We start from the raw sequence: 25,449 nt of genomic DNA, 5'->3' as shown, positions 1-25,449 counted from the left end.
GGGCCGTCAGTCGGGGGTCGTCACCTGGGTGGGGGTGGTCCAGGGGGACGTGCCCACCACGTTGGTGGAGCGGATGCGGTAGTGGTAGGTCGTGCCTCGGGCCAGGCCGGTGTTCGTGAAGCCCCTCCCGGTGACGCTGAAGGTGGCCACGTCGTGGGTGAAGCCGGCGTCGGTGGCGCGCTGCACCACGAAGCCGGCGCCCGCCCCGGTCGGTGTGCTGGCCGACCAGCTCAGGATCACCGTGGCGGTGTCCGGGGCGGGCGCGGTGGCGGTGGCGAGCACCCCGGTCGGCAGGCCGGGGCGGGGCGGGGTGGTCACGGTGGCCACCGTCGACCAGGGTGACGCCGCGCCCAGGTAGGTGGTGCGTACCCGGTAGTAGTAGGTGGTGTCCGGGGCGACCGCCGGGTCGAGGTGGGCCTCGCCGACGGCGATGGCGGTGGTGCCCGGCCCGCTGGTGAACGTCGGGTTGGTGGCCCGCTGCACGTCCACCCCGGTGGCGAAGGAGCGGTTGGCCCAGCGCAGCGCGACCCGCAGCGGCGCGGCCGGCGGCACCACGGCGGCCGCCTTCGCCGGCGCGGTGAGCTGCACCGAGGCGGGGACGCTGTTCGACCAGGCCGAGCAGCTCACCGCGTTCTCGGCCCGGATCCGGTAGTGGTAGGTGACCCCCGGGGTGACGGTCGCGTCGGTGTACCGGGTGGCGGCGGCCGCCACGGTGATCTCGGTGAGCCCGGCGGCGAAGGCCGCGTCGGTGGCGCGTTGCAGCCGGTGGCTGGTGGCCGGCGGGCGGCTGCCGTTGCCGGTCCAGGCCAGCGCGATGGCGGGCAGCGCGGTGGCCGAGCCCGGCGCCGGGGTGGCGGTCAGCCCGGTCGGCGCCCTGGGCGCCACCCGCAGCACCAGCGGCCGGCTCATGCCCTGGTCGCGCAGCCCCGCCGAGCGGGTGTGCCAGCGGTACTCCCAGCCCAGGTTCACCAGCTGGTTGACCACCGCGGCGGGCCGCCCGTCGACCGGGCTGACCGGGCTGGCGTCCAGCCGGGCGCCGGCCGGCCGGGTCGGGTCGAGCAGCCGTACGCTGTCGCCGATCTTGAAGGGCAGGGTGGGCGGCACCGGGCGCAGGGCGACGATCACGTCCTCCCGCGGGTTGACCCGGACGGTGTCCTTCCACCCCAGCTCGCCCGCGTCCGGCGGGCGGACCGTGCCGTCCCAGCCCACCCGGTTGACCAGTTGCACGTCGCAGCCCTCGATGTGCACGGGGTGGGTGCGGGGCGCGTCGCCGACGATCCGCCACAGCTGGGTGCCGTCGGCCGGCGCGCCCACCGGCACGGTCGGATCGGTCGCGTACAGCACCTCGGTGGCCGGGTCGACCGGAGCGAGCGGCAGGGTGGCCGGGGTGCGCGGCCCGGCGTTCGGGTGGCCGACCCCGAGCCGTCCCACCGCCCGGCCGTGCCGGGGCTCGAAGACCTGCCCGACCGACTTCACGGCCACCGGCAGGGTGACCGGGGCGGCCGCGCCGGCCGGGGTGAAGGTGACCGAGGTGGCGCGCGCCGCCACCAGCGTCTCGCCGGGGGTGCGGGTGCCGAAGGCCACGTCGTAGGCGGGTTGCGGCACGATCGGCGATCGCTGGCTCTCCGCGTACGCGCCGGGCAGCCGGGCGGCCAGCCGCTCCCGGTCGTACGGCGCGGCCGGGGTGCCGCCGACCCGGAACTGGAGCAGGGTGCGGGTGTTCGGCCCGTAGCCGGGACGGGAGGCGGGGAGGCCGCCGGTGGCGGTGCGGTCCGGGGCGTCGCTGTGGTGGTCGTAGCGGCTGTCGAACCGGGGCAGCGGCGCCGGGCAGTCGTTGTAGAGGATCAGCGTGCTGCCCGGCGGGACGGTCGCGAAGTCCACCACCACGTCGGCCCGCTCGCCGGGGGCGAGCAGCAGGGTGTGCCCGTCCACGTTGAGCACGGTCGGGTCCTGGCGGTCGTACCGGTAGCCGATCGGGCGGTTCGGCCGCACCACGGGGGCGGGCAGCAGGCCGCCCTCGTTGCCGATCTGGATCAGCTCGGGGCCGGCGGCGGCCGGGTCGGGCACCCCGCCCTCGCGCCCGTCGACCGGCCAGTGCGCCGGCCGCCCGGCGGCCCGGGCCGCGTCGACCATCGGCACCTCGCCGGCGTGCGGGTCGCCCGGCGCGCCGCTCTCGGTCCACATGGGCCGGTCCGAGGCGGCCCGGTAGAGCTGGAGGTTGAGCGTGCGGTCGGCGCAGGCGTTGAGGATCCGGAACCGGTACGCCCGCGGCGCGACCTCCAGGTACGGGTAGGCGACCCCGTTGACCAGCGGCGTGTCCCCGTACGCCTCGGGCACGGCCGACGGGTGCGGCACGCCCGGGGCGAGGGGCGGCTCGTCCGGCTCGGTGACCGGATCGTGGTGCGGGTTCGGGACCGGGGCGACCCAGGGGCTGGCCCCGCCGTCCGGGTCGTGGGTCCACGGGCCGTAGTCCCAGCGGCCGGTCGGGTTCCCGCCGGTGCTCCGGTACGGGTTCTGCCGGGGCTGGTAGACGTGCGGGTGCCAGAGGCTGCCCTTGGCGCCCCAGCGGTCCCGGTCCCAGGTGGGATCCTGGGCGGCGAGCTGGGCGTCGTCCGGCACGAAGGTCTTGTCCTCGATCACCAGGGGAAGCTGGTCGGCCGGCAGCACACCGTCGTCGACCAGCCGCTCCTCCGCCGGGTCAGTGAGCAGGTAGAGCGCCAGCTGCCCGGAGTAGACGGTGAGCCGGGACAGGCCGAGGGTGTTGTCGTGCAGCCACATGAGCCGGCCGCTCTGCTCGTTGGGGAAGTAGAGCGTGGTGGCGCCCGCGCCGGGCGGCGGCATGTCCGGCACCGGGGTCACCCCGACCCCCGTCGGGTACGGGGTGATCTCGCCGGCCGGGGTCACCCACTGCCACGGGTTGCCGGCGCTGATCCACGCCGTCTGCGCCCCGGCCAGGTGCGGCACGGCCCGGTTCCCCGGGTACGGCGCGGGCCCGTCCAGCGGGCCGGTCCCGGCCCCGTCGACCGTCTCGTCGACAGGCAGGAAGAGCTCGCCGGCCCGGCCGGTGGGCAGCTGGTTGATGAACTTGATCCGGACCGGCCGGCCGCGCCGGGCGACGACCATCGGGCCGAGGTGCCAGGGCCGGTCGGGCGGGCTGACCGTGTTGTGGCCGGACGCGTCGGTGCCCAGGTTGAGCTGGCGGTAACCGCGCAGCCGGGTGGCCGGCAGGTCGCGGTGCAGGCGTTGCGCGTACTCCTGGAGGCCGATCTCGTAGTAGTCGCAGCCCGGCCAGGTGATCGTGTCGGGGACCGCGACCGGCAGGCGGCCGCCGAGCCCGGCGGTGGCCGGCGGGCCGGGCACCGGCAGCGGGTCGACGAACTTGCGGATGCCGGTGCCGGGCACCGGCCGGCCGTCCCGGTCGAGCGCGGGCAGCGGGCTGGCGGCGAAGTTCGGCACCGGGCCGAAGCAGCGCGGCACGGCGGCCGGGTCGAGGCTGGCCGGGGTCGGACCGGCCTCCTCCTCGGCGGCGCGGGCGGCGGGCACCGTCGGCGCGTGGTCCTCGGCGGTCCGGGCGAACCGGTCCGTCCATCCCGGCCGGAGTCTGCGGAACAGCACCATGGCTCTCCCCGGGGTCGGGGCGCGCCTGCCGTCACCCCGACGTGGCGGGCGTACGCGCTGCTGACGATCAGTGAGCACTCCACCGCAGCATGCGACGTCGAAGGTGCGGGAGGGAACTACCCAATCGTCCCTATCTCGGGCGATCTTGGGTGGTTCGTGGAAGTTCCACGCGCCGTCCCGCTCAGCGGTCCGGCTGGCAGGCCGGGCACCAGTACGTGACCCGCTCGCCCAGCTCCTCCTTGCGGATCGCGGTGCCGCAGCGCCGGCACGGCTGCGCCCGGCGGCCGTAGACGTAGCTGGTCTGCCCCCGGTGCAGCGAGCCGGTGGTGCTCTGCGTCCAGCGGCCCCGGTTCGCGGCGAGCAGCCGCTGCGCGAGCGTGACCGTGCCCGGCAGGTCGGGCACCGCCCGGACCGGCGTCCACGGGGAGACCCCGCGCAGGAACAGCACCTCGCACTTGTAGAGGTTGCCCACCCCGGCCAGGTTGCGCTGGTCCAGCAGCGCCTCCCCGATGGTCTCGTCCGGGTGGGCGGCCAGCCGGCGGACCGCCTCGTCCGGATCCCAATCGGGGCCGAGCAGGTCCGGGCCCAGGTGGCCGACCAGCGACTCCTCCTCGGCGGTCGGGATCAGGGCCAGCTCGTGCAGGTGGTACCCGACCGCCACCGCGCCGGGGGAGCGGAGCACCACCCGGATCAGGTGCGCGGGCCGGGCCGCCCACCGCTCGCCCGGGGCGTACGCCCGCCACGCGCCGTCCATCCGCAGGTGCGAGTGCAGCGTCCAGTCCCGCCGGCTCGCGGCCGCGGCGCCGGCCCGCGTGGTGTCGGCCTGCGTGGTGTCGGCCTGCGTGGTGTCGGCTCGCGTGGTGTCGGCTCGCGTGGTGTCGGCTCGCGTGGTGTCGGCTCGCGTGGTGTCGGCTCGCGGCGCGTCGGCGCGCGCGGTGGCGGTGGCACCTGGCAGGGCGGCGCCGGGCGGTGCGGTGAGGCGGAGCAGCAGGTGTTTGCCCCGGCTGGCCGATTCGTGCACGGTCCAGCCGGTCAGGTCGGTCGCGGCGAGCTGCGGCACGCGGAAGTCGGAGCCGGTGAGCCGGGCACCGGCCAGGGCGCGCTGGAGGACGCGGGCGGTGTTCCAGACGGTGTCGCCTTCGGGCACCCCTCCATCCTCCCTCGCCCGGCGATTCCCCGCCGCCGGGCGCTCAGTCGCCCGTCACCGCCACCACCTCGCCGGGCCGCACACCGAGCAGGTCGACCGCGCGCCCGGCGTTGACCGCCAGGGCTACCAGCCCGGCCGAGTCCACGTACGCGACCAGCCCGCCGGCCGGCGCGTCGCCGAAGGTGCGCCCGTGCACGGCCGCCCGGCCGGCCACCCGTACCCGCTCCGGCAGCCCGGACAGCAGCTCACCGGGTGCGGCGAGCTGGACGTTGCCGAAGTGGTCGACGGTCAGCACCTCGGCGGTGAAGCCCCTGTCGTCGGCGCGTACCAGCGGCGCGGGCAGGCGGACCAGCGTGGCCGGGTCCACGGCCGGGCCGGCCCCGGCCAACGGCGCGCCGAGCGCCAACCGCGCGGCCACCGGGGCGAACACGTCCCGCCCGTGGAAGGTGCGGGAGACTGCCGGGGCGAGCCAGGCCGGGTTGGTCAGCTCGACCGCCCCGGCGATCCCTCCGAGGGCCTCGGCGGCGTCCAGCAGCAGCCCGTTGTCCGGGCCGACCAGCAGCCCGCCCGGGGTGGCCAGCGCGACACCCCGCCGTGCCGTGCCGACGCCCGGGTCGACCACCGCCACGTGCACGCCCACCGGCAGGTACGGCACGGTCTGCGCGAGCACCGCCGCGCCCCGGCGTACGTCGGCCGGCGGCACCAGGTGGGTCACGTCGATCACCCGGGCGGCCGGGGCGAGTCGGGCGAGCACCCCGTGGCAGGCCGCCACGAAGCCGTCGGCCAGGCCGTAGTCGGTGGTCAGCGAGATCCAGGGACCGCCGGCCGGCGCCCCGCCCGGGCCGGTCACGGCCGGCCCGCCGGCCCGGTCAGCCGCCGCTCCAGCCGCAGCTCGTCGTGCAGCGGGATGGCGTCCTCGCCCAGGTGCGGGATGCTCGGCTTGACCGCCCGCGCCCGGTCCACCGCGCCCGTGTCCACCGCCACGATCCGCAGTCCCTGGCGCTGGTAGAAGCGGAGCGCCCGGAGGTTGTCGTTGGTGGTGACCAGCCAGAGCTGGTCCGCCCCGGCGGCCGTGGCGACCGCCTCGGCGGCGGTCAGCAGGGCGCTGCCGGCGCCGTTGCCCGGGACCGCCGCGGCCAGGCTGACCACCTCCAGCCCACCGTCGGCGAGCCGGTGCACCAGCGCCCCGGCGAACCCGCCCGCCCCGTCCACCGCCACGAGGGTGGGCAGTTCGCGCAGGTCGTAGCGGGTGTCGTGGACCACCACGTACGGGCCGCCCCACTCCCGCTCGTGAAGGGCGGCGAGGTCGGCGTGGTCGCCGGGCTCGGCCGGTCGTACCTGGATCGAGGTCATGTCGTCCCCTCGTCGTGTGCGGAGCACACCCTAGCGAGCGGAGCGCCTCTTCCGGCCTCACGCGCGCATGTCGGCACGGCACGATGCGCGCCCGCCGTCGTCCGGCGCGCCGTCCCGCGGTTGGGTCGGGAGCCGACGCCCTGCGACCGACCGTCTCCGCACGCTGCCCGCGCGCTTCCGCCCCTCGGGAAAGCTCGTCCACATCACGGACACCGACAAGATCTTGGTACGAAACGGCCCCTATAGGGGCCCTTTCCGTCCAAGATCTCCGTCGCGCCGTGTGGGGCGCCCTGCGGGGCCGCGCGCCGCGCCGCGCCGCGCGGCGGTGCGGGGCGCGGCGGGGCGGGGCGGGGCGGGGCGGGGCGCGGCAAGCCGGAGCGGGGCGGGGCGAGGCAGGGCGGGGCGGGGTTCGGCAAGGCGCGCTGGACGGGAGGCGGCGTGATACGCGCCCCCGGCAACGGGGCGGGGCACGCGAGCGGGCGGGTCAGCCGCGGAGGCGTAGGCCGCGGGGGGTGGCGCGGAAGCCGGCGGCGGTCAGCGCGTCCCGTAGCGGCGAGGAGTGCACCGCCTCGCCGTCGGCGCGTTCCACCGAGATCGCGCCCAGCGCCCCGGAGTGCACCGCGTCGGCGAGTGCCTTGCCGGCCGTCGCCAGCGCGTCGGTGTCGTCGGTGAACGACAGGATGGTCCGCCCGCCCCGCTCGACGTAGAGCACCAGGTCGCCGCCGACCAGCACGACCAGCGCACCGGCCTTGCGCCCGGCCCGGTGCCCGGTGGCCGGTGCCGCGCCGTCGCCGGAGTCGACCACCCGGTCGGGCCAGGGCAGCGCCGCGCCGTAGGGGTTCGCCGGGTCGGTGGCGGCGAGCACGACGGTCGGCCCGCCCCGGCCCCGGCTGTCGTCGGCGGGGTCGGCGAGGGCGCGGATCCGGTCCACCGCACCGGGCACGGCGAACTGGGCGGCGCCGAGCCCTTCGACGAAGTAGCCGCGCCGGGCCGCGCCGCGTTCCTCCAGCGCGGAGAGCACCGGGTAGACCGCCGCGAAGCCGCCGGTCACCTGCTCGGCCATGACCGCGCCGCGGGTGACCACGCCGTGCCGTTCGAGCAGCAGGTCGGCGAGGGCGGCGGCCCGCCGGGTGGGGTCGAGGTCGCGCTCGGGCAGCCGGGACCAGCGGCCGGCCGCGGTGGGCGGGCCGCCGCGGCTGGGCAGCGCAACCCGGCCGGGGCGGCGGTAGCGGGTGCGCGGGGCGGTCGGCCGGGACCGGTGCGCGCCGCCGCCGCCGAGTGCCGCCCGCAGCGGGGCGAGGGTGTCGTTGGTGAGGTGACCGGCCCACACCAGGTCCCACACCGCCGCCGCCAGGGCGGTGTCGTCGGTGGAGCCGACCCGGTCGGAGAGCGACCGGAAGAAGAGCGCCTGCCCGTCGGCGAGCGCGTCGAGCACCGCCTCGTGCAGCGGGGTCATGGCCAGCGCCTCGTCCGGCGGGGGCAGCAGCAGCGGCGCGACGTCGGCGTACGCCAGGGTGATCCAGCCGTCGCCCCCGGAGATCGCGCCGGACCCGGCCCAGACCACCTCCCCGCTGGCGCAGAGTTCGTCGAGCTGGGCGGGGGAGTAGTCGGCGATGCGGGCGGGCAGCACGAGGCGTTCCAGCGCGGACGCCGGAACGGCCACGCCCTGCAACTGCTCGACGGTGGCGGCGACCGCCTCGACGCCCCGGGCCGAGGAGCCGACCTGCTGCCAGCGGGGCAGGAACGCGGCGAGCGCCCGGGGCGGCACCGGCTCGATCTCCCGGCGCAGCGCGGCCAGGGACCGGCGGCGCAGCAGCCGCAGCACCTCGGCGTCGCACCACTGGGTGCCGACGCTGTCGGGGGCGAACTCGCCGGAGACGACCCGCCCGGTGGCGGCGAGCCGGCGCAGCGCCTGCTCGACGACGAACACCCCGAGCCCGAACCGGGCGGCGCAGGTGGCCGCCGCGAACGGGCCGTGGGTGCGGGCGTAGCGGGCCACCAGGTCACCGAGCGGGTCGGCCACCGGCGCCAGGTAGGCCTCGGCGATCCCGACGGGCAGCGCCACGCCGAGCGCGTCGCGCAGCCGCGCGGCGTCCTCGACGACCACCCAGCGGTCCTCGCCGGCGACTCGGACGCGCAGCACCCGCCGGGCCGCCTCCAGCTCGCCCAGCCACTCGCCCGGTACGCCCCGCTCGGCCAGCTCGGCCTCGCTCAGGTCGCCGACCACCCGGAGCAGCTCGACCACGTCCTCCGCGTCGCGGGCGCGGCGCTGCTCGGTGCGCCAGCGCAGCTGCCGTTCGGTCTCGGCCAGCACCGCCGGGTCGAGCAGTTCCCGCAGGTCGACCCGCCCGAGCAGCTCGCCGAGGAGCCCGGAGTCGAGGGCCAGGGCGGCGGCCCGGCGCTCGGCCAGCGGCGCGTCGCCCTCGTAGAGGAACGCGCCCACGTAGCCGAAGAGCAGCGAGCGGGCGAACGGTGACGGGCGCTCGGACTCCACCTCGACCAGGCGGACCTTGCGGGCGCCCAGGTCGCGCATGAGCTGGGCCAGCGCGGGCTGGTCGAAGACGTCCTGGAGGCACTCCCGGGCGGCCTCCAGGGTGACCGGGAAGTCGGCGTACTCGCGGGCCACGTCGAGGAGCTGGGCAGCGCGCTGGCGCTGCTGCCAGAGCGGCTGCCGGCGGCGCGGGTCGCGGCGGGGCAGCAGCAGGGACCGGGCCGCGCACTCCCGGAACCGGGAGGCGAACAGGGCCGAGGTGCCGACGGACTCCTCGACCAGCTGGGCGATCTCCTCGGGGTCGAAGACCACCACGTCGGCGCCGGGCGGTTCCTCGGCGGTGTCGGGCAGCCGGACCACGATGCCGTCGTCGGAGGGCATCACCTGGGCGTCGACCCCGTAGCGCTCGGCGAGGCGGTGGCCGATCGCGAGGGCCCACGGGCCGTTGACCCGGGCGCCGAGCACCGAGTGCACGGCGAGCCGCCAGTCGCCCAGCTCGTCGCGGAACCGCTCGACCACGACCGTGCGGTCGTCGGGCAGCGACCGGGTGGCCTCCTTCTGCTCGCGCAGGTAGGTCATGAGGTTGCCGGCGGCCCAGTCGTCCAGCCCGCCGGCCCGCAGCGCGGCGACGGCGTCGGCGTCGGACTGGCGCAGCAGCGCCCGGACCCGGGCGCCGATGGCCCGGCCCAGCTCGACGGGGCGGCCGAGCTGGTCGCCCTTCCAGAACGGCATCCGGGCGGCCTGGCCGGGGGCGGGGGAGACGAGCACCCGGTCGGGGGTGATCTCCTCGATCCGCCAGGACGACGAGCCGAGCAGGAAGACGTCGCCGACCCGGGACTCGTAGACCATCTCCTCGTCCAGTTCGCCGACCCGGGCGGCCCGCTCGGCGCCGGCCAGGAAGACCCCGAACAGGCCCCGGTCGGGGATGGTGCCGCCGCTGGTCACGGCGAGCCGCTGCGCGCCGGGCCGGCCGGTGAGCACGTCGGCGGCCCGGTCCCAGACCAGGCGGGGCCGCAGCTCGGCGAAGGCCGTCGACGGGTAGCGCCCGGAGAGCATGTCGAGCACCGCGTGCAGCGCCGAGTCGGGCAGCTCGGCGAAGGGGGCGGCGCGGCGGACCAGCACGGCGAGGTCGCCGAGCCGCCACGGCTCCAGGGCCACCATGGCCACGATCTGCTGGGCCAGCACGTCGAGCGGGTTGCGCGGGTAGTGCAGCTCCTCGATCGCACCCACGCCCATCCGCTCGGCGACCACGGTGCAGGAGAGCAGGTCGCCGCGGTGCTTCGGGAAGACGACGCCCCGGGAGACCGCGCCGACCTGGTGCCCGGCCCGGCCGACCCGTTGCAGGCCGGCCGCGACGCTCGGCGGGGCCTCGATCTGCACGACCAGGTCGACCGCGCCCATGTCGATGCCCAGCTCCAGGCTGGAGGTGGCGACCACGGCCGGGAGCTGCCCGGACTTGAGCGCCTCCTCGATGTGCTTGCGCTCCTCGCGGGAGACGCTGCCGTGGTGGGCCCGGGCGATCACCGGCGGCGCGCCGGCCGCCGCCCCGGACTGCGCCATCACCTCGGCCGGCTGCCGGGGCGCCCGCAACGGCCCCACCGGCCCGCCGAACGCGTCGGCGCCGCGCCGCGCCGGGCCCGGCCCGTCCGCCGGCCCGCCGTCGCCGGCCGCCGGGCCGTCCATCCCCGCCAGCAGCTCGGATACGCCCACCGGCTCGCCGCCCCGGGCCACGCGACCGCCGTCCGGCGCAGTCGCCGCCTCCAGTTCCTCGGCGGCCAGCTCGTTGAGCCGGGCGCAGAGCCGCTCGGCGCTGCGCCGCGAGTTGGTGAAGACGATTGTCGACCGGTGTGACCGGATCAGCGAGAAGACCCGCTCCTCGACGGCCGGCCAGATCGACGCCCGGCGCGGGCCGATCCCGCCCAGCGCGTCCTCCGGCGGCTCCTGCTCGTCGAGGCGGGTCATGTCCTCCACCGGCACCTGGACGCTGACCTCGATGGTCTTGCTGGTGGGCGGCTGCACCACGTCGACCGGGCGGGCCCCGCCGAGGAAGCGGGCGCAGACGTCGATCGGCCGGACGGTGGCGGAGAGCCCGATCCGCTGCGCGGGCGTCTCCAGCAGCGCGTCGAGGCGTTCCAGGGAGAGCGCCAGGTGGGCGCCGCGCTTCGTGCCGGCGACGGCGTGCACCTCGTCGACGATCACCGTGCGGACCCCGCGCAGCGAGTCGCGGGCGGCAGAGGTGAGCAGCAGGAACAGCGACTCGGGCGTGGTGATGAGGATGTCCGGAGGGGTCCGGGCGAAGGCTCGCCGCTCGTCGGCCGGGGTGTCGCCGGTGCGCATGCCCACGGTGATGTCGGGCGGGGTGACGCCGAGGCGGGTGGCGGCCTGCCGGATGCCGGTGAGCGGGGCGCGCAGGTTGCGCTCGACGTCGACGGCGAGCGCCTTGAGCGGGCTGACGTAGAGGACCCGGCAGCGCTGCCGGGCGTCGGCCGGTGGCGGCTCCTTGGCCAGCCGGTCGAGCGACCAGAGGAACGCCGCGAGGGTCTTGCCGGAGCCGGTCGGCGCGACGACCAGAGCGTTGCGCCCGGCGGCGACCGACCGCCAGGCGCCCTCCTGGGCGGCGGTGGGCGCCGCGAAGGCCGCGGTGAACCACTCGCGGGTCGCCGCGCCGAAACCCGCCAGGACCGTCGCGCCCCGGGTCACCTCGTCCGCCACGCCCTCCATCCTGCCTCGCCGGTGTGACAACCAGTCCTCGCCGGACGCTGTTCTGTCCGGGACGGGGCTTTAAGCGACGGATGCGGCCTTGAATGCGTTAAGTCTCACTTAACTGCTTGCTTCTACCGCGCAACATAAAGTAACTTCACCCGCAACGCAGCGTGGGGTGGAGGGCTTGGATGACCGTGCAGGGGCGAGGCGCCGGGTCCGGGACCGACGTGCTCATCCGCAAGGTCGACAGTCACCTCGCCGCGCTCCGCACCGGTCTGCACGGCCCCGAGCTGGAGCTGGCCGAGGATCTGGCCCGCTGCCTGCGGGAGCTGGTCGTCGCCACCGCCCACTCCAGCGCTGCCGACCGGGGGCTGGTCCGGGCGGCGGTGCACTACTTCGTCCTGCGTCGCGAGAGCCGCGGCAAGCTGCTGCCGGTGCGCTCCCTCGCCGCCGCCCAGCGCGTGGTCAACAAGGCGGTCCGGCAGCTCGACCGCCCCGACCTGCTGGTCGAGACGCCTCGCCGCGACCGCTCCGCCCCCGACCCCGCCCTGCGCTGAGCGGGAGGCCCGGACACCGGGTGGGTTTCCCGAAAACCGCCCGGTTGGGCGGGAATGTGGCGTGTGATCGGTCCTGGCCGCAGCGCGCCCCGGCGCGCTGTCACCTCGACCGGGAGTGCGCGTGCTCGTCCTGCTGATCCTGCACCTGGTGGCGGCCCTGTCCGCGCCGCTGCTGGTCCGCCGGTGGGGCCCCCGCGCCTGCCTGCTGCTCGCCCTCGCCCCGGCCGCCACCTTCGGCTGGGCGGTGGCGCACACCGGCGCGGTCCGCGACGGCGGCGCGGTCGTCGAGACGTACCCGTGGATCGCGGAGCTCCAGCTCGACGTGGCGCTGCGGGTCACCACCCTGTCCTGGCTGATGCTGCTCCTGGTCGGCGGCGTCGGCGCGCTGGTGCTGGTCTACTCGGCCCGCTACTTCCACGCCGGCTCGGCGGGCCTGGCCCGCTTCGCGGCCGTCATGGTCGCCTTCGCCGGGGCGATGCTCGGCCTGGTCGTCTCCGACGACCTGCTGCTGCTCTACGTCTTCTGGGAGCTGACCACGGTCTTCTCCTACCTGCTGATCGGGCACAGCACCGAGCGGCGGTCCAGCCGGTGGGCGGCCGCGCAGGCGCTGACCGTCACCACCCTCGGCGGGCTGGCCATGCTTGTCGGCTTCCTGCTGCTCGGCCACCACGTCGGCAGCTACCGCTGGTCGGTCGTCACGGCCGCGCCGCTGCCCGGTGGCGGTTACCTGGCGGTCGCGGTGCTGCTCGTGCTCACCGGCGCCCTCGCCAAGTCCGCGGTCTTTCCGTTCAACTCCTGGCTGCCGGTGGCGATGGCGGCGCCCACCCCGGTCAGCGCCTACCTGCACGCGGCCGCCATGGTGAAGGCCGGGGTGTTCCTGGTCGGGCTGCTCGGCCCGGCGCTCGCGCCGGCCGGGCCGTGGCGGCCGGTCACCGTGGTCGCCGGGCTGGTCACCCTGGTCGCCGGGGGCTGGGCGGCGCTGCGGCAGACCGACCTCAAACTGCTGCTGGCGTACGGGACGGTCAGCCAGCTCGGCCTGCTCACCGTGGTGCTCGGCGCGGGCACCCCGAAGGCGGCGCTCGCCGGCGTCGCCATGCTGCTGGCGCACGCCCTGTTCAAGGCGGCGTTGTTCCTCGTCGTCGGCATCCTCGACCACAGCGCCGGCAGCCGGGACCTGCGCGACCTGTCCGGGGTGGGTCGGACCGCGCCGGTGCTCACCACGGTCGCCGCGCTGGCCGCCGCCTCGATGGCCGGCCTGCCGCCGCTGTTCGGCTTCGTGGCGAAGGAGGCGGTGCTCGGGGCGTTCACCGGGCGGCCGGTGGTGCTCGCCGCGCTGGTGGTGGGGAGCGCGCTGACCGTCGCGTACAGCATCCGGTTCCTCTGGGGGGCGTTCGGCTCACGGCCGGGCGTCCCGATGACCGACGTGGAGCGGCCGCCCGCCGCGATGCTCGTACCCCCTGCCCTGCTCGCCGTCGCCGGGCTGGCCGCCGGTCCGGCCGCCGGCCGGCTGGGCGGCCTGCTCCGCCCGTACGCCGAGCTGTTCGGCCCGGTCGAGGAGAAACTGGCGCTCTGGCACGGACCGACCGCGGCGCTCGGCCTGTCCGCCGTGGTGATCGCCGGCGGGGTGGTGCTGCACCTGGTCCGCGGTCCGCTCGCCCCGGCGTTGACGCGGCTGCGCTGGCCGGTCGGCGGCAACGAGGGGTACGAGTGGGTCACCCACCGGTTCGACCGGTTCGCCATCGAGGTCACCGGCGCCACCCAGCGCGGCGCCCTGCCGCAGTACCTCGGCACCGTGCTGGTCGTGCTCGTGCTGGTGCCGGGCGGCGCGATGCTGGCCACCCGGCCGTGGCGGACCGAGATCGCCGTCTGGGACAACCCGACCCAGCTGGTGGTCTGCGTGGTGATCGCGGTGGCCGCGCTGCTCGCGGTGGGCGCCCGGCGCCGGCTCACCGCCATGCTCCTGGTCGGCGTCACCGGCTACGGCACCGCCATGATGTTCGTCCTCTACGGCGCGCCCGACGTGGCGCTCACCCAGTTCCTGGTGGAGACCGCCACCATCGCGGTCTTCGTGCTGGTGCTGCGCCGGCTGCCGGAGCGCTTCTCGGCCCGCCCGCTGCGTCGCAGCCGCTGGGTGCGCCGCAGCATCGGCGTGGCCGCCGGCCTCGTCATGGCGGGCCTGGCGCTGGCCGCGGCGGGCGCCCGGCGCACCCCGTCGATCTCGGCGGCCTTCCCCGACCTGGCCGTGGCGCAGGGCTACGGCCGCAACGTGGTCAACGTGACGCTTGTCGACATCCGGGCCTGGGACACCATGGGGGAGATCTCGGTGCTGGTGGTGACCGCGACCGGCGTGGCCAGCCTCATCTTCGAGCGGTCCCGCACCGGGCCCCGGCCGCGCCGCCCCGGCCCGGTCCGGTCGCACCGGGACCGGCGGACGGTCTGGCTGCGGGGCGGGACGACGCTGCACGAGCGCCGCCGCTCGATCGTCTTCGAGGTGGTCACCCGGCTGATCTTCCACACGGTGCTGCTCTTCTCGCTGTTCCTGCTCTTTTCCGGCCACAACGCCCCGGGCGGCGGCTTCTCCGGCGGGCTGGTGGCCAGCCTCGCGCTGACCCTCCGCTACCTGGCCGGCGGCCGGTACGAGCTGGCCGAGGCGGCGCCGGTCGGGGCCGGCACGGTGCTCGGCGCGGGCCTGGCGGTCGCGGTCGGCGGCGGTGTGCTGGGGCTGCTCCTCACCGGCCGGGTGCTGGAGAGCGTGAAGGTCGACCTCTGGCTGCCGCTGGTCGACCACTTCTACCTGGTCACGTCGCTCTTCTTCGACATCGGCGTCTACCTGATCGTGGTCGGCCTGGTGCTGGACATCCTGCGCAGCCTCGGCGCCGAGGTGGACCGGCACGTCGAGGCGGCCGGCGAACCCGCCCGCGGGCTCGCCGTGCAGCGCGAGGGCGAGCGCCCGTGAGCGCGAGGAGTGAGCCGGTCTTGCGAGCCCCGCAGTCGCGAACAGAGGTGGCACGGTGAGCCGGGGCGCAGCCGGGCCGACCCTGGTGCTGGTCATCGCCGTCGGGGTGCTCGTGGCCACCGGGGTCATCCTGCTGCTGGAGCGGAGCCTGACGCGGATCCTGCTCGGCGTCATCCTGCTCGGCAACGGCGTGAACCTGCTGATCCTGCTCGGCGGCCGGTCCGGGGCCGCGCCGCTGGTCGGCAGCGCGCCGAGCGCCGCCATGAGCGACGCGCTGCCGCAGGCCATGGTGCTCACCGCCGTGGTGATCACGTTCGGGCTGACCGCGTTCCTCCTCGCGGTCGCCTACCGGAGCTGGTACCTGACCGGCGACGACGAGGTGCAGGACGACCTGGAGGACCGGCAGATCGTCCGGCTCGCCGAGCGCAACGAGGTGTCCACGGCGGACCTCGGCGGCGAGGGGCCGGACAACGACCCGGAGCAGGTCGACCCGGAGCCGGCGCTGCGCCGGCTGCGCCGGCGGGCGGAGGACCGGTGAACGCGAGGAGTGAGCCGGGGTTGCGAGCCCCGCAGTCGCGAACGAAGGCCAGCACATGAGCGCGAGGAGTGAGCCGGGGTTGCGAGCCCCGCGGTCGCGAACGAAGGCCAGCACGTGAGCGCCCTGGTGCCGCTGCCGGTGGTGGTGCCGCTGCTCGGCGCGGCGCTCACCCTGATCCTGACCAACCGGCCCCGGTTGCAGCGGCTGGTCAGCGTGATCGGGCTGACCACCACCCTGGTGGTGGCGGTGGCGCTGCTGCTGGAGGCGTACCGGCACGGGCCCGTGGTGGTCCGGGTGGGCGGGTGGCCGGCGCCGGTCGGCATCGTGCTGGTCGCCGACCAGTTGGCCGCGCTCATGCTGGTGGTCTCGTCGGCGGTCACCCTCTGCGTGCTGCTCTACTCGATCGGCCAGGGGCGGGGGGAGACCAGCGAGACGGCGCCCGTGAGCATCTACCACCCCACCTACCTGGTGCTCACCGCCGGCGTCACCAACGCCTTCCTGGCCGGGGACCTGTTCAACCTCTTCGTCGGCTTCGAGATCCTGCTGGCCGCGAGCTTCGTGCTGATCACCCTGGGCGGCACCGAGACGCGGATCCGCACCGGCTCGACGTACGTGGTGGTCAGCATCCTGTCGTCGATGATCTTCCTGGCCGCGGTGGGGCTGGTGTACGCGGCCACCGGCACCCTGAACATGGCGCAGCTCGCCGGCCGGCTGGACGCCCTGTCGCCCGGCGTACGCCTGGCGTTGCAGCTCACGCTGCTGCTCGGCTTCGCCATCAAGGCGGCGGTCTTCCCGGTCTCCGCCTGGCTGCCGGACAGCTACCCGACCGCCCCCGCCCCGGTCACCGCCGTCTTCGCCGGCCTGCTCACCAAGGTCGGCGTGTACGCGATCATCCGCACCGAGACCCTGCTCTTCCCCGGCGGCCAGGTCTCCGGCCTGCTCATGGTGGTGGCCGGGTTCACCATGGTGGTCGGCATCCTCGGCGCGGCGGCCCAGTCCGACATGAAGCGACTCTTCTCGTTCACCCTGGTCAGCCACATCGGCTACATGATCTTCGGGGTGGCGCTGAGCAGCGTGGCCGGCCTGGCCGGGGCGATCTTCTACGTGGTGCACCACATCACCATCCAGACCACGCTGTTCCTGGTCGCCGGCCTCGTGGAGGAGCGCGCGGGCAGCACCGACCTGCGCCGGCTCGGCGGGCTGGCCCGGATCGCCCCGCTGCTCGCCGTGCTCTTCTTCGTGCCGGCCATGAACCTGGCCGGCATCCCGCCGTTCTCCGGCTTCCTGGGCAAGCTCGGCCTGCTCCAGGCCGGCGTGGCGGCCGGCGGGACGCTGCCCGCCGTGCTGGTCGGTGCGGGCGCCCTGACCAGCCTGCTCACCCTCTATGCCGCCTCCCGGGTGTGGAACATCGCGTTCTGGCGGGCGCCCCGGCTGGCCACCGCCGGCCCGGCCGTCCGGCTGCCCGGGCTGATGGTCGGGGCCACCGCCGCCCTGGTGGTGCTCGGCCTGGCACTCACCCTGGCCGCCGGGCCGCTGTTCCGGGTCACCGCGGACGCGGCCACCGACCTGCGCCAGCGCACCCCGTACGTCCGGGCGGTCCTGCCGGTGGACGTGCCGTGACCGACGACCTGCCGGCGCGCCGGGCGGCCGGCGACGGGGAGCCGGCGGACGGCCCGCCGCCGCCCGGCCCGGCGCCCGACGCACCCGCGCCCGCCGTGGGCCGGGGCGGGCGGCGGCGCGACCAGGCCATCGCGCTCGGCTGGCTGGTGGCCATCTGGCTGCTGCTCTGGGGCGACCTGTCCTGGGGCAACCTGCTCGCCGGCCTCGTGGTCGGCGCGGCCGTGCTGCTCTTCTTCCCGCTCCCGCCGGTCACCTTCGGCGGGCGGCTGCGCCCGGGCCCGCTGCTGGTCCTCGCGGTCACCTTCGCCGGCGAACTGGTCAGCGCCAGCCTGCACGTCGCCGCCGTCGCGCTGCGCCCCGGCTACCGCCCGCGCGGGGCGATCATCGCGGTGCCGCTGCGGGTCCGCACCGACCTCAACCTGGCGCTCACCGCCGAGGTGATCTCCCTGGTGCCGGGCACCCTGATCCTCGAGGTGGACCGCGACCACGGGGTGCTCTACGTGCACGTCCTCGACGTCCGCGGGCCGGAGGACATCACCGGCAGCCGGGAGCGGATCCTCGCCGTCGAACGGCGCATTATCCGCGCCGTCGGCTCCCCCGCGGAGGTACGCCACCTCGAACTCGAACCCGTCGATCGGAGGAACCATCCGTGACCGCGCTCCTCGCCGTCGCGCTGACCGTGCTGCTCTCGGTCACCGCGCTGCTCGCCCTGGCCCGGATCTACCGCGGCCCGTCCCTGCTCGACCGGGTCGTCGCCGCCGACCTGCTGCTCGCCACCATGCTGGGCGCGGTGGGCGCGGAAGCGGCGGTCAACCGCCACGCCACCACGCTGCCCGTGCTGGTGGTGCTCTCCCTGCTCGGCTTCGTGGGCTCGGTGTCCCTGGTCCGCTTCGCCATCCGGGAGGAAGCGTGAGCGCGAGGAGTGAGCCGGGTTTGCGAGCCCCGCAGTCGCGAACGAAAAGGAGGCACAGCGTGAGCGCGAGGAGTGAGCCGGGTTTGCGAGCCCCGCAGTCGCGAACGAAAGGAGGCACAGCGTGAGCGCGCTCGCGGACTGGCTCGGTGGCCTCTGTCTGCTGGCCGGGGCGCTGCTCAGCCTGGTCGCCGGGATCGGCGTGCTGCGCTTCCCGGACGTGCTGGACCGGATGCACGCCGCCACGAAGCCACAGGTGCTCGGTGTGCTGCTGCTCCTCGTCGGCCTGGCGCTGCGCCTGCGTACGCCGTCGGACCTGGGCATGATCGCGCTGGTGGCGATCTTCCAGCTGGCCACCGCGCCGGTCGCCGCGCAGATGATCGGCCGGGCCGCCTACCGCTCCGGGCGGATCGACCGGGACCTGCTGGACGCCGACGAGCTGGCCGGGCGGTGAACCGGACAGCGGGGAGCCTTCGGGCACCCTCAGCGAACGTCCAGCCGCCGCCGATAAAATGGCGGCATGATCGACTCCTCTGCCCAGGAGGGCAGCAGTAGCCAGCCGGGTCGTGCCCGGCAACCTCTGGACCCGACGGCCCCGGGAGCCCTGAACCTCCCGTGTTGATCCTCGTCGGACTCGTCCTCATCATCGTGCTCACCGCCGCCACCGGTTACTTCGTGGCCCAGGAGTTCGGTTACGTCGCCGTGGACCGGGGCAAGCTCAAGCAGCTCGCCGACGGCGGCGACCGCGCCGCCGCCCGGGCCCTGGAGGTGACCGGCCGGCTCTCGTTCATGCTCTCCGGAGCCCAGCTCGGCATCACGGTGACCGCCCTGCTGGTCGGTTACGCCGCCGAGCCGTACCTGGGCGCCGGGCTGGCCGACCTGCTCGGCGTCGCCGGGGTCTCCAGCGGGCTGGCGCTTCCGCTGTCGGTGGTGCTCGCCCTGCTCATCGCCACCGTGGTGCAGATGGTCCTCGGCGAGCTGGCCCCGAAGAACCTGGCCATCGCCCGCGCCGAGCCGCTCGCCCGGGCGCTCGCCGGGTCCACCCTCATGTACCTGCGGATCGCCGGACCGGTGATCACCCTCTTCGACCGGGCCGCCGTGCGGCTGCTCCGCCGAATCGGCATCGAGCCCATCGAGGAGCTGCCCAGCGGCGCCACCCCGGAGGACCTCGAACAGATCATCGCCGAGTCCCGGGAGGAGGGGCACCTCGACGCCGAGATGTCCGACCTGCTCGACCGGGGGCTCGACTTCCGGGAGCTGACCGCCGGGGAGGCCATGGTCCCCCGCGTCGACGTGCACACCGTACGGGCCGACGAGCCGGTCAGCCGGGTCGTCGAGCTGCTCGACACGGGCCACTCCCGGTTCCCGGTGCGCGGCGCCGAGGGCGTCGACGACCTCGTCGGCGTGGTCGGCATCGCCGATGTGCTCGGGGTGCCGCCGGCCGAGCGGCCGACCACCCGGGTCGACGCGGTCGCCGTACCCCCGTTGCTGGTGCCCGAGACGCTGCCGCTGCCGACGGTGCTGGACCGGCTCCGGGTCGGGCACCGGCAGCTCGCCTGCGTGGTCGACGAGTACGGCGGCTTCGCCGGCGTGATCACGCTGGAGGACATCGCCGAGGAGCTGGTCGGCCCGATCCGCGACGAGGACGACCCGCCGGAGCGGGCCCCGGCCCGGCAGGACGACGGCTCCTGGGTGGTGCCGGCCCGCTGGCGGATCGACGAGGTCGCCGACAGCACCGGCATCGCGCTGCCCGAGGCGCCCGAGTACGACACGCTCTCCGGCCTGGTGATGCGGGAGCTGGGCCGGGTGCCCGAGGTCGGCGACCGGCTGGAGATCGCCCTCGCCGTCGACGGCGACGAGCCGGACGCCGAGCCGCGCGCCCTCGTCGAGGTGCTGGCCGTGGACCGGCACGTGGCCGACTCGGTCCGGCTCCGCACGACCGCCGGCGCGCACGGGGAGGAGGCGGCATGAGCCCCGGCTTCGCGCTCTTCTTCTCCGTGGTGCTCCTGGCGCTCAACGGCTTCTTCGTGGCTGCCGAGTTCGCGCTGGTCGCGGCGAAGCGGTACCGCCTGGAACAGCTGGCCGTCGGTGGCGGCCGGGCGGCCCGCGCGGCGCTGGACGGCGTCCGCGAGCTGAGCCTCATGCTGGCCGGCGCCCAGCTCGGCATCACCCTGTGCACCCTGGGCCTCGGCGCGCTGGCCGAGCCGGCCATCGAGCACCTGCTCAGCCCGCTGCTGCACGCGGTCGGGCTGCCCGACGCGGTCAGCCACCTGGTCGGGCTGCTGTTCGCCCTGGCACTGGTGACCTTCCTGCACCTGGTGGTCGGCGAGATGGCCCCGAAGTCGTGGGCGATCACCGACGCGGAGCGCTCGGCCATGCTGCTGGCGCTGCCGTTCCGGGCCTTCGCCCGGGTCGCCCGCCCGTTGCTGTCCGCGCTCAACGCCCTCGCGAACGCCGTGCTGCGGCTGGTGGGCGTCCGCCAGCAGGACCAGCTCGCCCAGGTGCACGGCCCGGACGAGCTGCGGATCCTGCTGGAGCAGTCCCGCGAGCACGGGCTGCTCGGCGCCGAGCAGCACCAGATGCTGACCAGCATGCTGGAGTTGCAGGGCACCAGCGTGGCGCAGGTGATGGAGCCGTTCGACCGGATCGTCACGGTACGCCGGGACGACACCGCTGAGCGGATCGAGCACGTCTCCCGGGACAGCGGCCGGTCCCGGCTGGCCGTGGTCGACGCCGGCGGCGAGGTTTGCGGCCTCGTCCACGTCCGCGAGGCGGTCCGCGCGGTCACCACCGGCCGGCCGGCCAACGCCGAGGAGCTGATGACGCCGGCGTTCACCCTGCCCGGCGAGGCGTCGGTCACCGAGGCGGTGGCGGCCATGCGGGGCCGCCAGGCCCAGCTGGCGCTGGTCAGCAACGGCGGTGGCCCGACCCGGCCGATCGGCTTCGTCGCGCTGGAGGACCTCCTCGAGGAGGTCATCGGCGAGTTCGACGACGAGACCGACCCTGTGCCTCGGGGCCGCCGCATGCGCTGACGCCCGCTCCGGGTGCGTCTGTTGTCGCTCCGGCAGCAACAGACGCACCCGGATCCGGCGGCCCACGCCCGCAGAGCCGGCGAATGGGGGAGCGGGCAGCGGGAATGCCGGCGGCATGCGGTTGACCGGGGTGTCGTCGGAGTCCGTGTGGACCGGGCTGTCGGTGAGCACCACGCTGCCCAACCCGAGCACCCGCCCCGGCCTGCGCCTCCCCGGCCGGGTCACCCTGGCCGCCGGCGGCAACCCCGTCGCCGTCCGGCACATCCGGCTCGGGCTGATCGCCCAGGTCGAGCCGGAGGACCCGGAGTCGCCCCGCCGGCTGGTCCAGTACCACCAGGTGCCGATCGCCGGCCGGTTCGTGGTGCCGGCGGACCGGCGGCGGGCCGTGGACTTCGCGATCCCGCTGCCGTGGGAGACCCCGGTGACCATCTTCGGCGGGGTGCCGCTGATGAGCCTGCGCACCGGGCTGCGTACGGAGGTGTCGGTCGACCCGGACCTGGACCAGGGCGCCATGGTGCCGGTCTTCGTGCACCCGATCCCCACCCAGCAGCACGTCCTCGCCGCGCTGGAGACCCTCGGCTTCGTCATGCGGCAGGCCGGTCTCCAGCAGGGGCGGCTGCCCGGGGTGGAGCAGGCGCTCCCGTTCCACCAGCGCCTGGGCTACTGGGTGGCCCCGCTCTACGCCGGCCCGATCACCGAGCTGGAGGTGATCTTCGTGACCAACGCGGCGGGGCTGGAGGTGCTGCTCTGGATGGACCGCCGGCTCTCCCTGGCCGGGATCACCCACCAGAGCATCAGCCGGTTCCGGGCCTGGCACGCGGGCGCCGACCGGCGGGACTGGGTGACCGTCGTGGACGGCTGGCTGCGGCACGCCATCGACCGGCACGCGGCGGCCGCCGCACACGCCGACTGGTCCGGCAGGATCAGTGAGTCCGCGCACGTCAGCCGGCCGCCCGACGAGCCGGTCGCTCCCGGCTACGGCCTCGGCGGCACGGCCGGCGGCGCGGGCGTCGGCGGCGGTGGCGGTGGGGGCGACGGCACCTGAGCGGGGCCGCCGCTGATCAGACCGAGGCGGTGGCGAGCTTCAGGCTGAAGCCGAGGAAGAGCACCGCGATGGCCGTGGTGCCGGTCGCGGCGAGCCGCTGCCGGCGGTGGAACTGGGCGGCCAGGAAGGTGCCGGTGAGGATCAGCGCGGTCAGGTAGAGCGCGCTGGTCACCTGGGCGATCAGCCCGAGCAGCAGGAAGGACAGCGCCGGCCAGGCGTAGCCGGGGTCGACGAACTGGATGAAGAAGGAGATGAAGAAGAGGATCGCCTTCGGGTTCAGCAGGCTGATCACCAGCGCCCGCCGGAACGGGCTGCGCACGGCCGCCGGCTCCGCCGCGTCGATGAGCCGCGGCGTCGCCGGGTCGTTGCGGTCGCGCCAGCGCCGCCACGCGCCGCGCAGCATGGCCAGGCCCAACCACCCGAGGTACGCGGCGCCGGCGTACTTGATCACGAGGAAGAGCGCCGGGTACGCCTTGAGCAGCGACGCCACCCCGGCGGCGGAGAGGAACATCAGCACCGAGTCGCCGACGAACACGCCTCCGGCGGCCCGGTAGCCGGCCGCCACGCCACGGCGCGCCGCCGTGGAGAGCACGAAGAGCGAGTTCGGCCCGGGCAGCAGCACGATGGCCACGGTGCCCAGCACGTACGTCCAGATGTCGGTGATCCCCAGCACGCCGGTCATCATGACGCCGCGGGCACCGCCGGGCGAAGCCGTTCCCGCAGCGTGACCTGTGCGTTTGGCCACTCCGAGGCGAGCATCGAGTAGAGCGCGGACTCCCGCCAGGTGCCGTCGGCGCGCCGCCGGTTGGACCGCAGGGTCCCCTCCCGGACCGCGCCGAGCCGCTCGATGGCCCGCTGCGAGCGCTCGTTGAGCGAGCTGGTCTGCCAGGTGACCCGGATGGCGTCCAGGTCCTCGAAGGCCCGGGTGAGCAGCAGCAGCTTCGCCTCGGTGTTGATCCCGGTGCGCCACCACGGCCGGCCGAGCTGGGTGTAGCCGATCTCCACGGTGCGCAGCTCCGGGTCCGGCTGGTAGTAGGAGGTGGTCCCGACGACCGCGCCGGTGACCGCGCAGCGCTGCACCCAGGGCATCCGCACCCCGCGCCGGTGGGCGTCGAGCGCGGCCCGGACGTAGGCCGCCATGTCCTCGACGCCGCCCGGGCGGGGGCTGCCGACGTACCGCCAGACCTCCTCGTCGTCGAGGGCGGCGTACAGCTCCTCGGCGTGGGACTCGTCGAGCGGCTCCAGCACGACGTGCTTGCCGCGCAGCACCACCGGCTCCAGCCAGGGCGACGGCGCCGCCCGCAGGTACGCCGGCAGCGGTGCGGTGACCCCGGCGTCCGGCTCGGGCACGCCGGCGGTGAGCCGCAGCGGCACCACCCCGGCCCAGTACGGCAGGTCGTAGTCGGCCGGCTCGTCGCTCACCCCGGCGGCCCGGATCCGGACCGACACCTCGCGCAGCGGCAGCGCCAGCACGGCCGTCTCCGCCAGCTCCCGGCGGGTCGGCGGCCGGCTGTCCGCGCTGCGCCCGGCGCCCAGCTTCTCCACGAGCGCGGTGAGCACGCGGGCCTTCTCCCGCTCGTCGGTGACCAGCCGGGCGGTGCCGTGCGCCACCACCGACCGGTAGTTGGCGCTGTGGTGGAACTGGGAGCGGCCGAACACCAGGCCGTCGAGGTGGGTGACCGCGACGCAGACCGGGAGCCCGTCCTCGCCCCTGGCGGCCAGCAGCGGCCGGCTGCCGGTGGAACCGTGCACGTAGAGGGTGTCGTCGACGCGTACGACCAGGGTGGGCAGGACGCGCGGCTCGCCGTCCACGGTGAACCCGAGCGCGCAGTGGTACGCCTCGTCGAGCAGCGCGTGGGCGGTCTCCCGGTCGTAGTGCATCCGGTCACGGGTGCGGGTGGCGGTGGTCCGCTCGGTCCGGGGGTACATGCAACATCCCACCTTTGTTCTAGTACAATCTCCGAACTGTGGCAGCACGTTATCAGATCACTGGCTCCTCGTCGGCGGCGATTTCGGCGAGCGTGGAAAGCGGCATCCGGGCCGGCGACCTCGCCCCGGGCGACGCCCTGCCCGCCGTCCGCGCCCTCGCCACCGAGCTGGGCGTCAGCCCGGCCACCGTCGCGAAGGCGTACCAGGAGCTGCGGCAGCGCGGCCTGGTCGTCACCGCCGGCCGGCACGGCACCCGGGTCCGCCCCCGCCCGCCCGTGGCGAGCCGCCGCTCCGCGCTGAGGCCCCCGCCGCTGCCCGGCGCCCGCGACGTCTCCGCCGGCAATCCCGACAGCCGGCTGCTGCCGCCGCTCGGCCCGCACCTGGCCGCGCTGGCCGCCGAGTTCCGCGCACCCGGCGGCTACGCGGCCAGCGCCGTCCTGCCCGAGCTGGCCGCCGCCGCCCGGGACCGGCTCGCCGCCGACGGGGTGCCGGCCGACGAGATCACCGTGACCGGTGGCGCGCTCGACGGCATCGAACGGCTGCTCGCCGCCCACCTGCGCCCCGGCGACGCGGTGGCCGTCGAGGACCCCGGCTGGGCCAACCTGCTCGACCTGGTCGCCGCGCTCGGGCTGCGCGCCATCGGGGTGCCGGTGGACGACGAGGGCCCCACCGCGCCGGGGGTCCGGGCCGCCCTGGCCGCCGGTGCCCGCGCGCTGATCGTCACGAGCCGGGCCCAGAACCCCACCGGCGCCGCCGTCTCCGTCGACCGGGCGACCGAGCTGCGTACGCTCCTCGCCGGCCGCGCCGACCTGCTGCTGATCGAGGACGACCACGCCGCCGAGCTGGCCCGCGTACCCCTGCACCCGCTCGCCGGGGCGACCCCCGCGTGGGCCTTCGTCCGGTCGGTGAGCAAGCCCTACGGCCCGGACCTGCGGCTCGCGGTGCTCGCCGGCGACGAGGCCACCGTGGCCCGGGTCGCCGGCCGGGCCCGGGTCGGCGCCGGCTGGGTCTCCACCGTGCTGCAACGCCTGGTCCTGGCGCTCTGGCGCGACCCGGCCACCGCCGGCCTCGTGCGCCGCGCGGCGCAGAGCTACGAGCGGCGGCGCGACGGGCTGGTCGACGCCCTCGCGGCGCGCGGGCTGGCCGCCCACGGGCGGACCGGCATCAACGTCTGGGTGCCGGTGCCCGACGAGACGGTCGCGGTCACCGCCCTGCGGGACGCCGGCTGGTCGGTGGCCCCCGGCGCGCTGAACCGGATCGCCGCCGCGCCCGGCGTGCGCATCACCGTCAGCACGCTCGACGAGGCCGACCTCGGCCCGCTCGCCGACGCGGTGGCCCGCGCGGTCCGACCCTCGCCCGCCGGCTTCAGCGCCTGAACCGCGGCATGGCCCGGCCTGCGGCGGGTAACCGCCTGCCCGGAGGTGCGAGCCATGGCTTCGAACGGATCCCGGACCGGTCTCTGGATCGGCGTGGCGGCGGTGGTGATCATCCTGGTGATCATCGCGATCGCGCTGGCCTCGCGCGGCGGGGGCGGCGGCTCCGGATACTGA

17 protein-coding genes and 2 pseudogenes are annotated in these 25,449 nt (G+C 75.7%); 11 read left to right on the top strand and 8 right to left on the bottom strand.

Translation table 11 applies throughout. From position 1 onward, the window contains the following. Positions 1 to 6 precede the first annotated feature (6 nt). From NLX85_RS03885 to NLX85_RS03865, 6 genes and pseudogenes are all read right to left on the bottom strand, one after another. Positions 7 to 3,618, bottom strand: coding sequence for a multicopper oxidase domain-containing protein (locus NLX85_RS03885; protein WP_254331666.1), 3,612 nt, complete (start codon positions 3,616 to 3,618; stop codon positions 7 to 9). A 181-nt stretch (positions 3,619 to 3,799) separates the two neighbouring features. Beyond that, positions 3,800 to 4,396: pseudogene (locus tag NLX85_RS33625) on the bottom strand (zinc finger domain-containing protein); the annotation flags it as partial. Positions 4,397 to 4,585: 189 nt separating this feature from the next. Beyond that, positions 4,586 to 4,765, bottom strand: a pseudogene (locus tag NLX85_RS33620) (DNA-formamidopyrimidine glycosylase family protein); the annotation flags it as partial. 43 nt (positions 4,766 to 4,808) lie between these two features. Next, positions 4,809 to 5,615, bottom strand: coding sequence for an SAM-dependent chlorinase/fluorinase (locus tag NLX85_RS03875; protein ID WP_254331664.1), 807 nt, complete (start codon positions 5,613 to 5,615; stop codon positions 4,809 to 4,811). Continuing rightward, positions 5,612 to 6,118: a GNAT family N-acetyltransferase gene (locus tag NLX85_RS03870; protein WP_254331663.1), complete on the bottom strand. Its 507-nt coding sequence runs from the start codon at positions 6,116 to 6,118 to the stop codon at positions 5,612 to 5,614. The genes NLX85_RS03875 and NLX85_RS03870 overlap by 4 nt, the downstream gene beginning before the upstream one ends. Before the next feature lie 484 nt (positions 6,119 to 6,602). Further along, complete coding sequence (locus NLX85_RS03865) at positions 6,603 to 11,330, bottom strand: DEAD/DEAH box helicase (protein ID WP_308210655.1); 4,728 nt, start codon at positions 11,328 to 11,330, stop codon at positions 6,603 to 6,605. 170 nt (positions 11,331 to 11,500) lie between these two features. Between NLX85_RS03865 and NLX85_RS03860 the strand changes: the two genes are divergently transcribed. The 10 genes from NLX85_RS03860 to NLX85_RS03815 all read left to right on the top strand — a co-directional run bounded on the left by NLX85_RS03860 (position 11,501) and on the right by NLX85_RS03815 (position 21,970). After that, positions 11,501 to 11,869 (top strand): hypothetical protein, encoded by a 369-nt coding sequence (locus NLX85_RS03860; protein WP_254331661.1) that lies wholly within the window; start codon positions 11,501 to 11,503, stop codon positions 11,867 to 11,869. Positions 11,870 to 11,990: 121 nt separating this feature from the next. After that, entirely contained in the window at positions 11,991 to 14,825 is a 2,835-nt protein-coding gene (locus tag NLX85_RS03855; RefSeq protein ID WP_254331660.1) for a Na+/H+ antiporter subunit A, read from the top strand. A gap of 55 nt (positions 14,826 to 14,880) precedes the next feature. After that, positions 14,881 to 15,363, top strand: a complete 483-nt coding sequence (locus NLX85_RS03850) for a Na(+)/H(+) antiporter subunit C (protein ID WP_254331659.1) — start codon at positions 14,881 to 14,883, stop codon at positions 15,361 to 15,363. Between the two features lie 114 nt (positions 15,364 to 15,477). Continuing rightward, positions 15,478 to 16,983 (top strand): Na+/H+ antiporter subunit D, encoded by a 1,506-nt coding sequence (locus NLX85_RS03845; protein WP_254331658.1) that lies wholly within the window; start codon positions 15,478 to 15,480, stop codon positions 16,981 to 16,983. After that, the gene (locus NLX85_RS03840) at positions 16,980 to 17,636 is read left to right on the top strand and encodes a Na+/H+ antiporter subunit E (RefSeq protein WP_254331656.1); all 657 of its coding nucleotides are present in this window, start codon (positions 16,980 to 16,982) and stop codon (positions 17,634 to 17,636) included. Before NLX85_RS03845 ends, NLX85_RS03840 begins: the two co-directional genes overlap by 4 nt. Continuing rightward, complete coding sequence (locus NLX85_RS03835; RefSeq protein ID WP_254331655.1) at positions 17,633 to 17,896, top strand: monovalent cation/H+ antiporter complex subunit F; 264 nt, start codon at positions 17,633 to 17,635, stop codon at positions 17,894 to 17,896. The genes NLX85_RS03840 and NLX85_RS03835 overlap by 4 nt, the downstream gene beginning before the upstream one ends. A 121-nt stretch (positions 17,897 to 18,017) precedes the next feature. Further along, on the top strand, positions 18,018 to 18,347 hold the full coding sequence (mnhG, locus tag NLX85_RS03830; protein ID WP_254331653.1) for a monovalent cation/H(+) antiporter subunit G: 330 nt from the start codon (positions 18,018 to 18,020) through the stop codon (positions 18,345 to 18,347). 161 nt (positions 18,348 to 18,508) lie between these two features. After that, the gene (locus NLX85_RS03825) at positions 18,509 to 19,864 is read left to right on the top strand and encodes a hemolysin family protein (RefSeq protein ID WP_254331652.1); all 1,356 of its coding nucleotides are present in this window, start codon (positions 18,509 to 18,511) and stop codon (positions 19,862 to 19,864) included. After that, positions 19,861 to 20,925, top strand: coding sequence for a hemolysin family protein (locus NLX85_RS03820; protein ID WP_254331651.1), 1,065 nt, complete (start codon positions 19,861 to 19,863; stop codon positions 20,923 to 20,925). Before NLX85_RS03825 ends, NLX85_RS03820 begins: the two co-directional genes overlap by 4 nt. A 115-nt stretch (positions 20,926 to 21,040) precedes the next feature. Continuing rightward, positions 21,041 to 21,970: a sporulation protein gene (locus tag NLX85_RS03815; protein WP_254331650.1), complete on the top strand. Its 930-nt coding sequence runs from the start codon at positions 21,041 to 21,043 to the stop codon at positions 21,968 to 21,970. Positions 21,971 to 21,986: 16 nt separating this feature from the next. Here NLX85_RS03815 and leuE read toward each other — a convergent pair whose 3' ends face one another. Both leuE and NLX85_RS03805 read right to left on the bottom strand, forming a co-directional pair. Continuing rightward, positions 21,987 to 22,655 (bottom strand): leucine efflux protein LeuE, encoded by a 669-nt coding sequence (leuE, locus tag NLX85_RS03810; RefSeq protein WP_254331649.1) that lies wholly within the window; start codon positions 22,653 to 22,655, stop codon positions 21,987 to 21,989. Continuing rightward, a complete protein-coding gene (locus tag NLX85_RS03805) occupies positions 22,652 to 23,899 on the bottom strand; it encodes a bifunctional pyridoxamine 5'-phosphate oxidase family protein/GNAT family N-acetyltransferase (protein ID WP_254331648.1) in 1,248 nt (415 codons plus the stop codon). Before NLX85_RS03805 ends, leuE begins: the two co-directional genes overlap by 4 nt. Before the next feature lie 38 nt (positions 23,900 to 23,937). Between NLX85_RS03805 and NLX85_RS03800 the strand changes: the two genes are divergently transcribed. After that, positions 23,938 to 25,275, top strand: coding sequence for an aminotransferase class I/II-fold pyridoxal phosphate-dependent enzyme (locus NLX85_RS03800; protein ID WP_254331647.1), 1,338 nt, complete (start codon positions 23,938 to 23,940; stop codon positions 25,273 to 25,275). The last annotated feature ends 174 nt before the right edge of the window (positions 25,276 to 25,449 follow it).

The organism is Micromonospora sp. A3M-1-15, from assembly GCF_024213425.1.
Taxonomy (GTDB): domain Bacteria; phylum Actinomycetota; class Actinomycetes; order Mycobacteriales; family Micromonosporaceae; genus Micromonospora; species Micromonospora chersina.
Note: the sequence above shows the minus strand (reverse complement) of the source record. Positions and strands in the feature narration are given on the sequence as shown.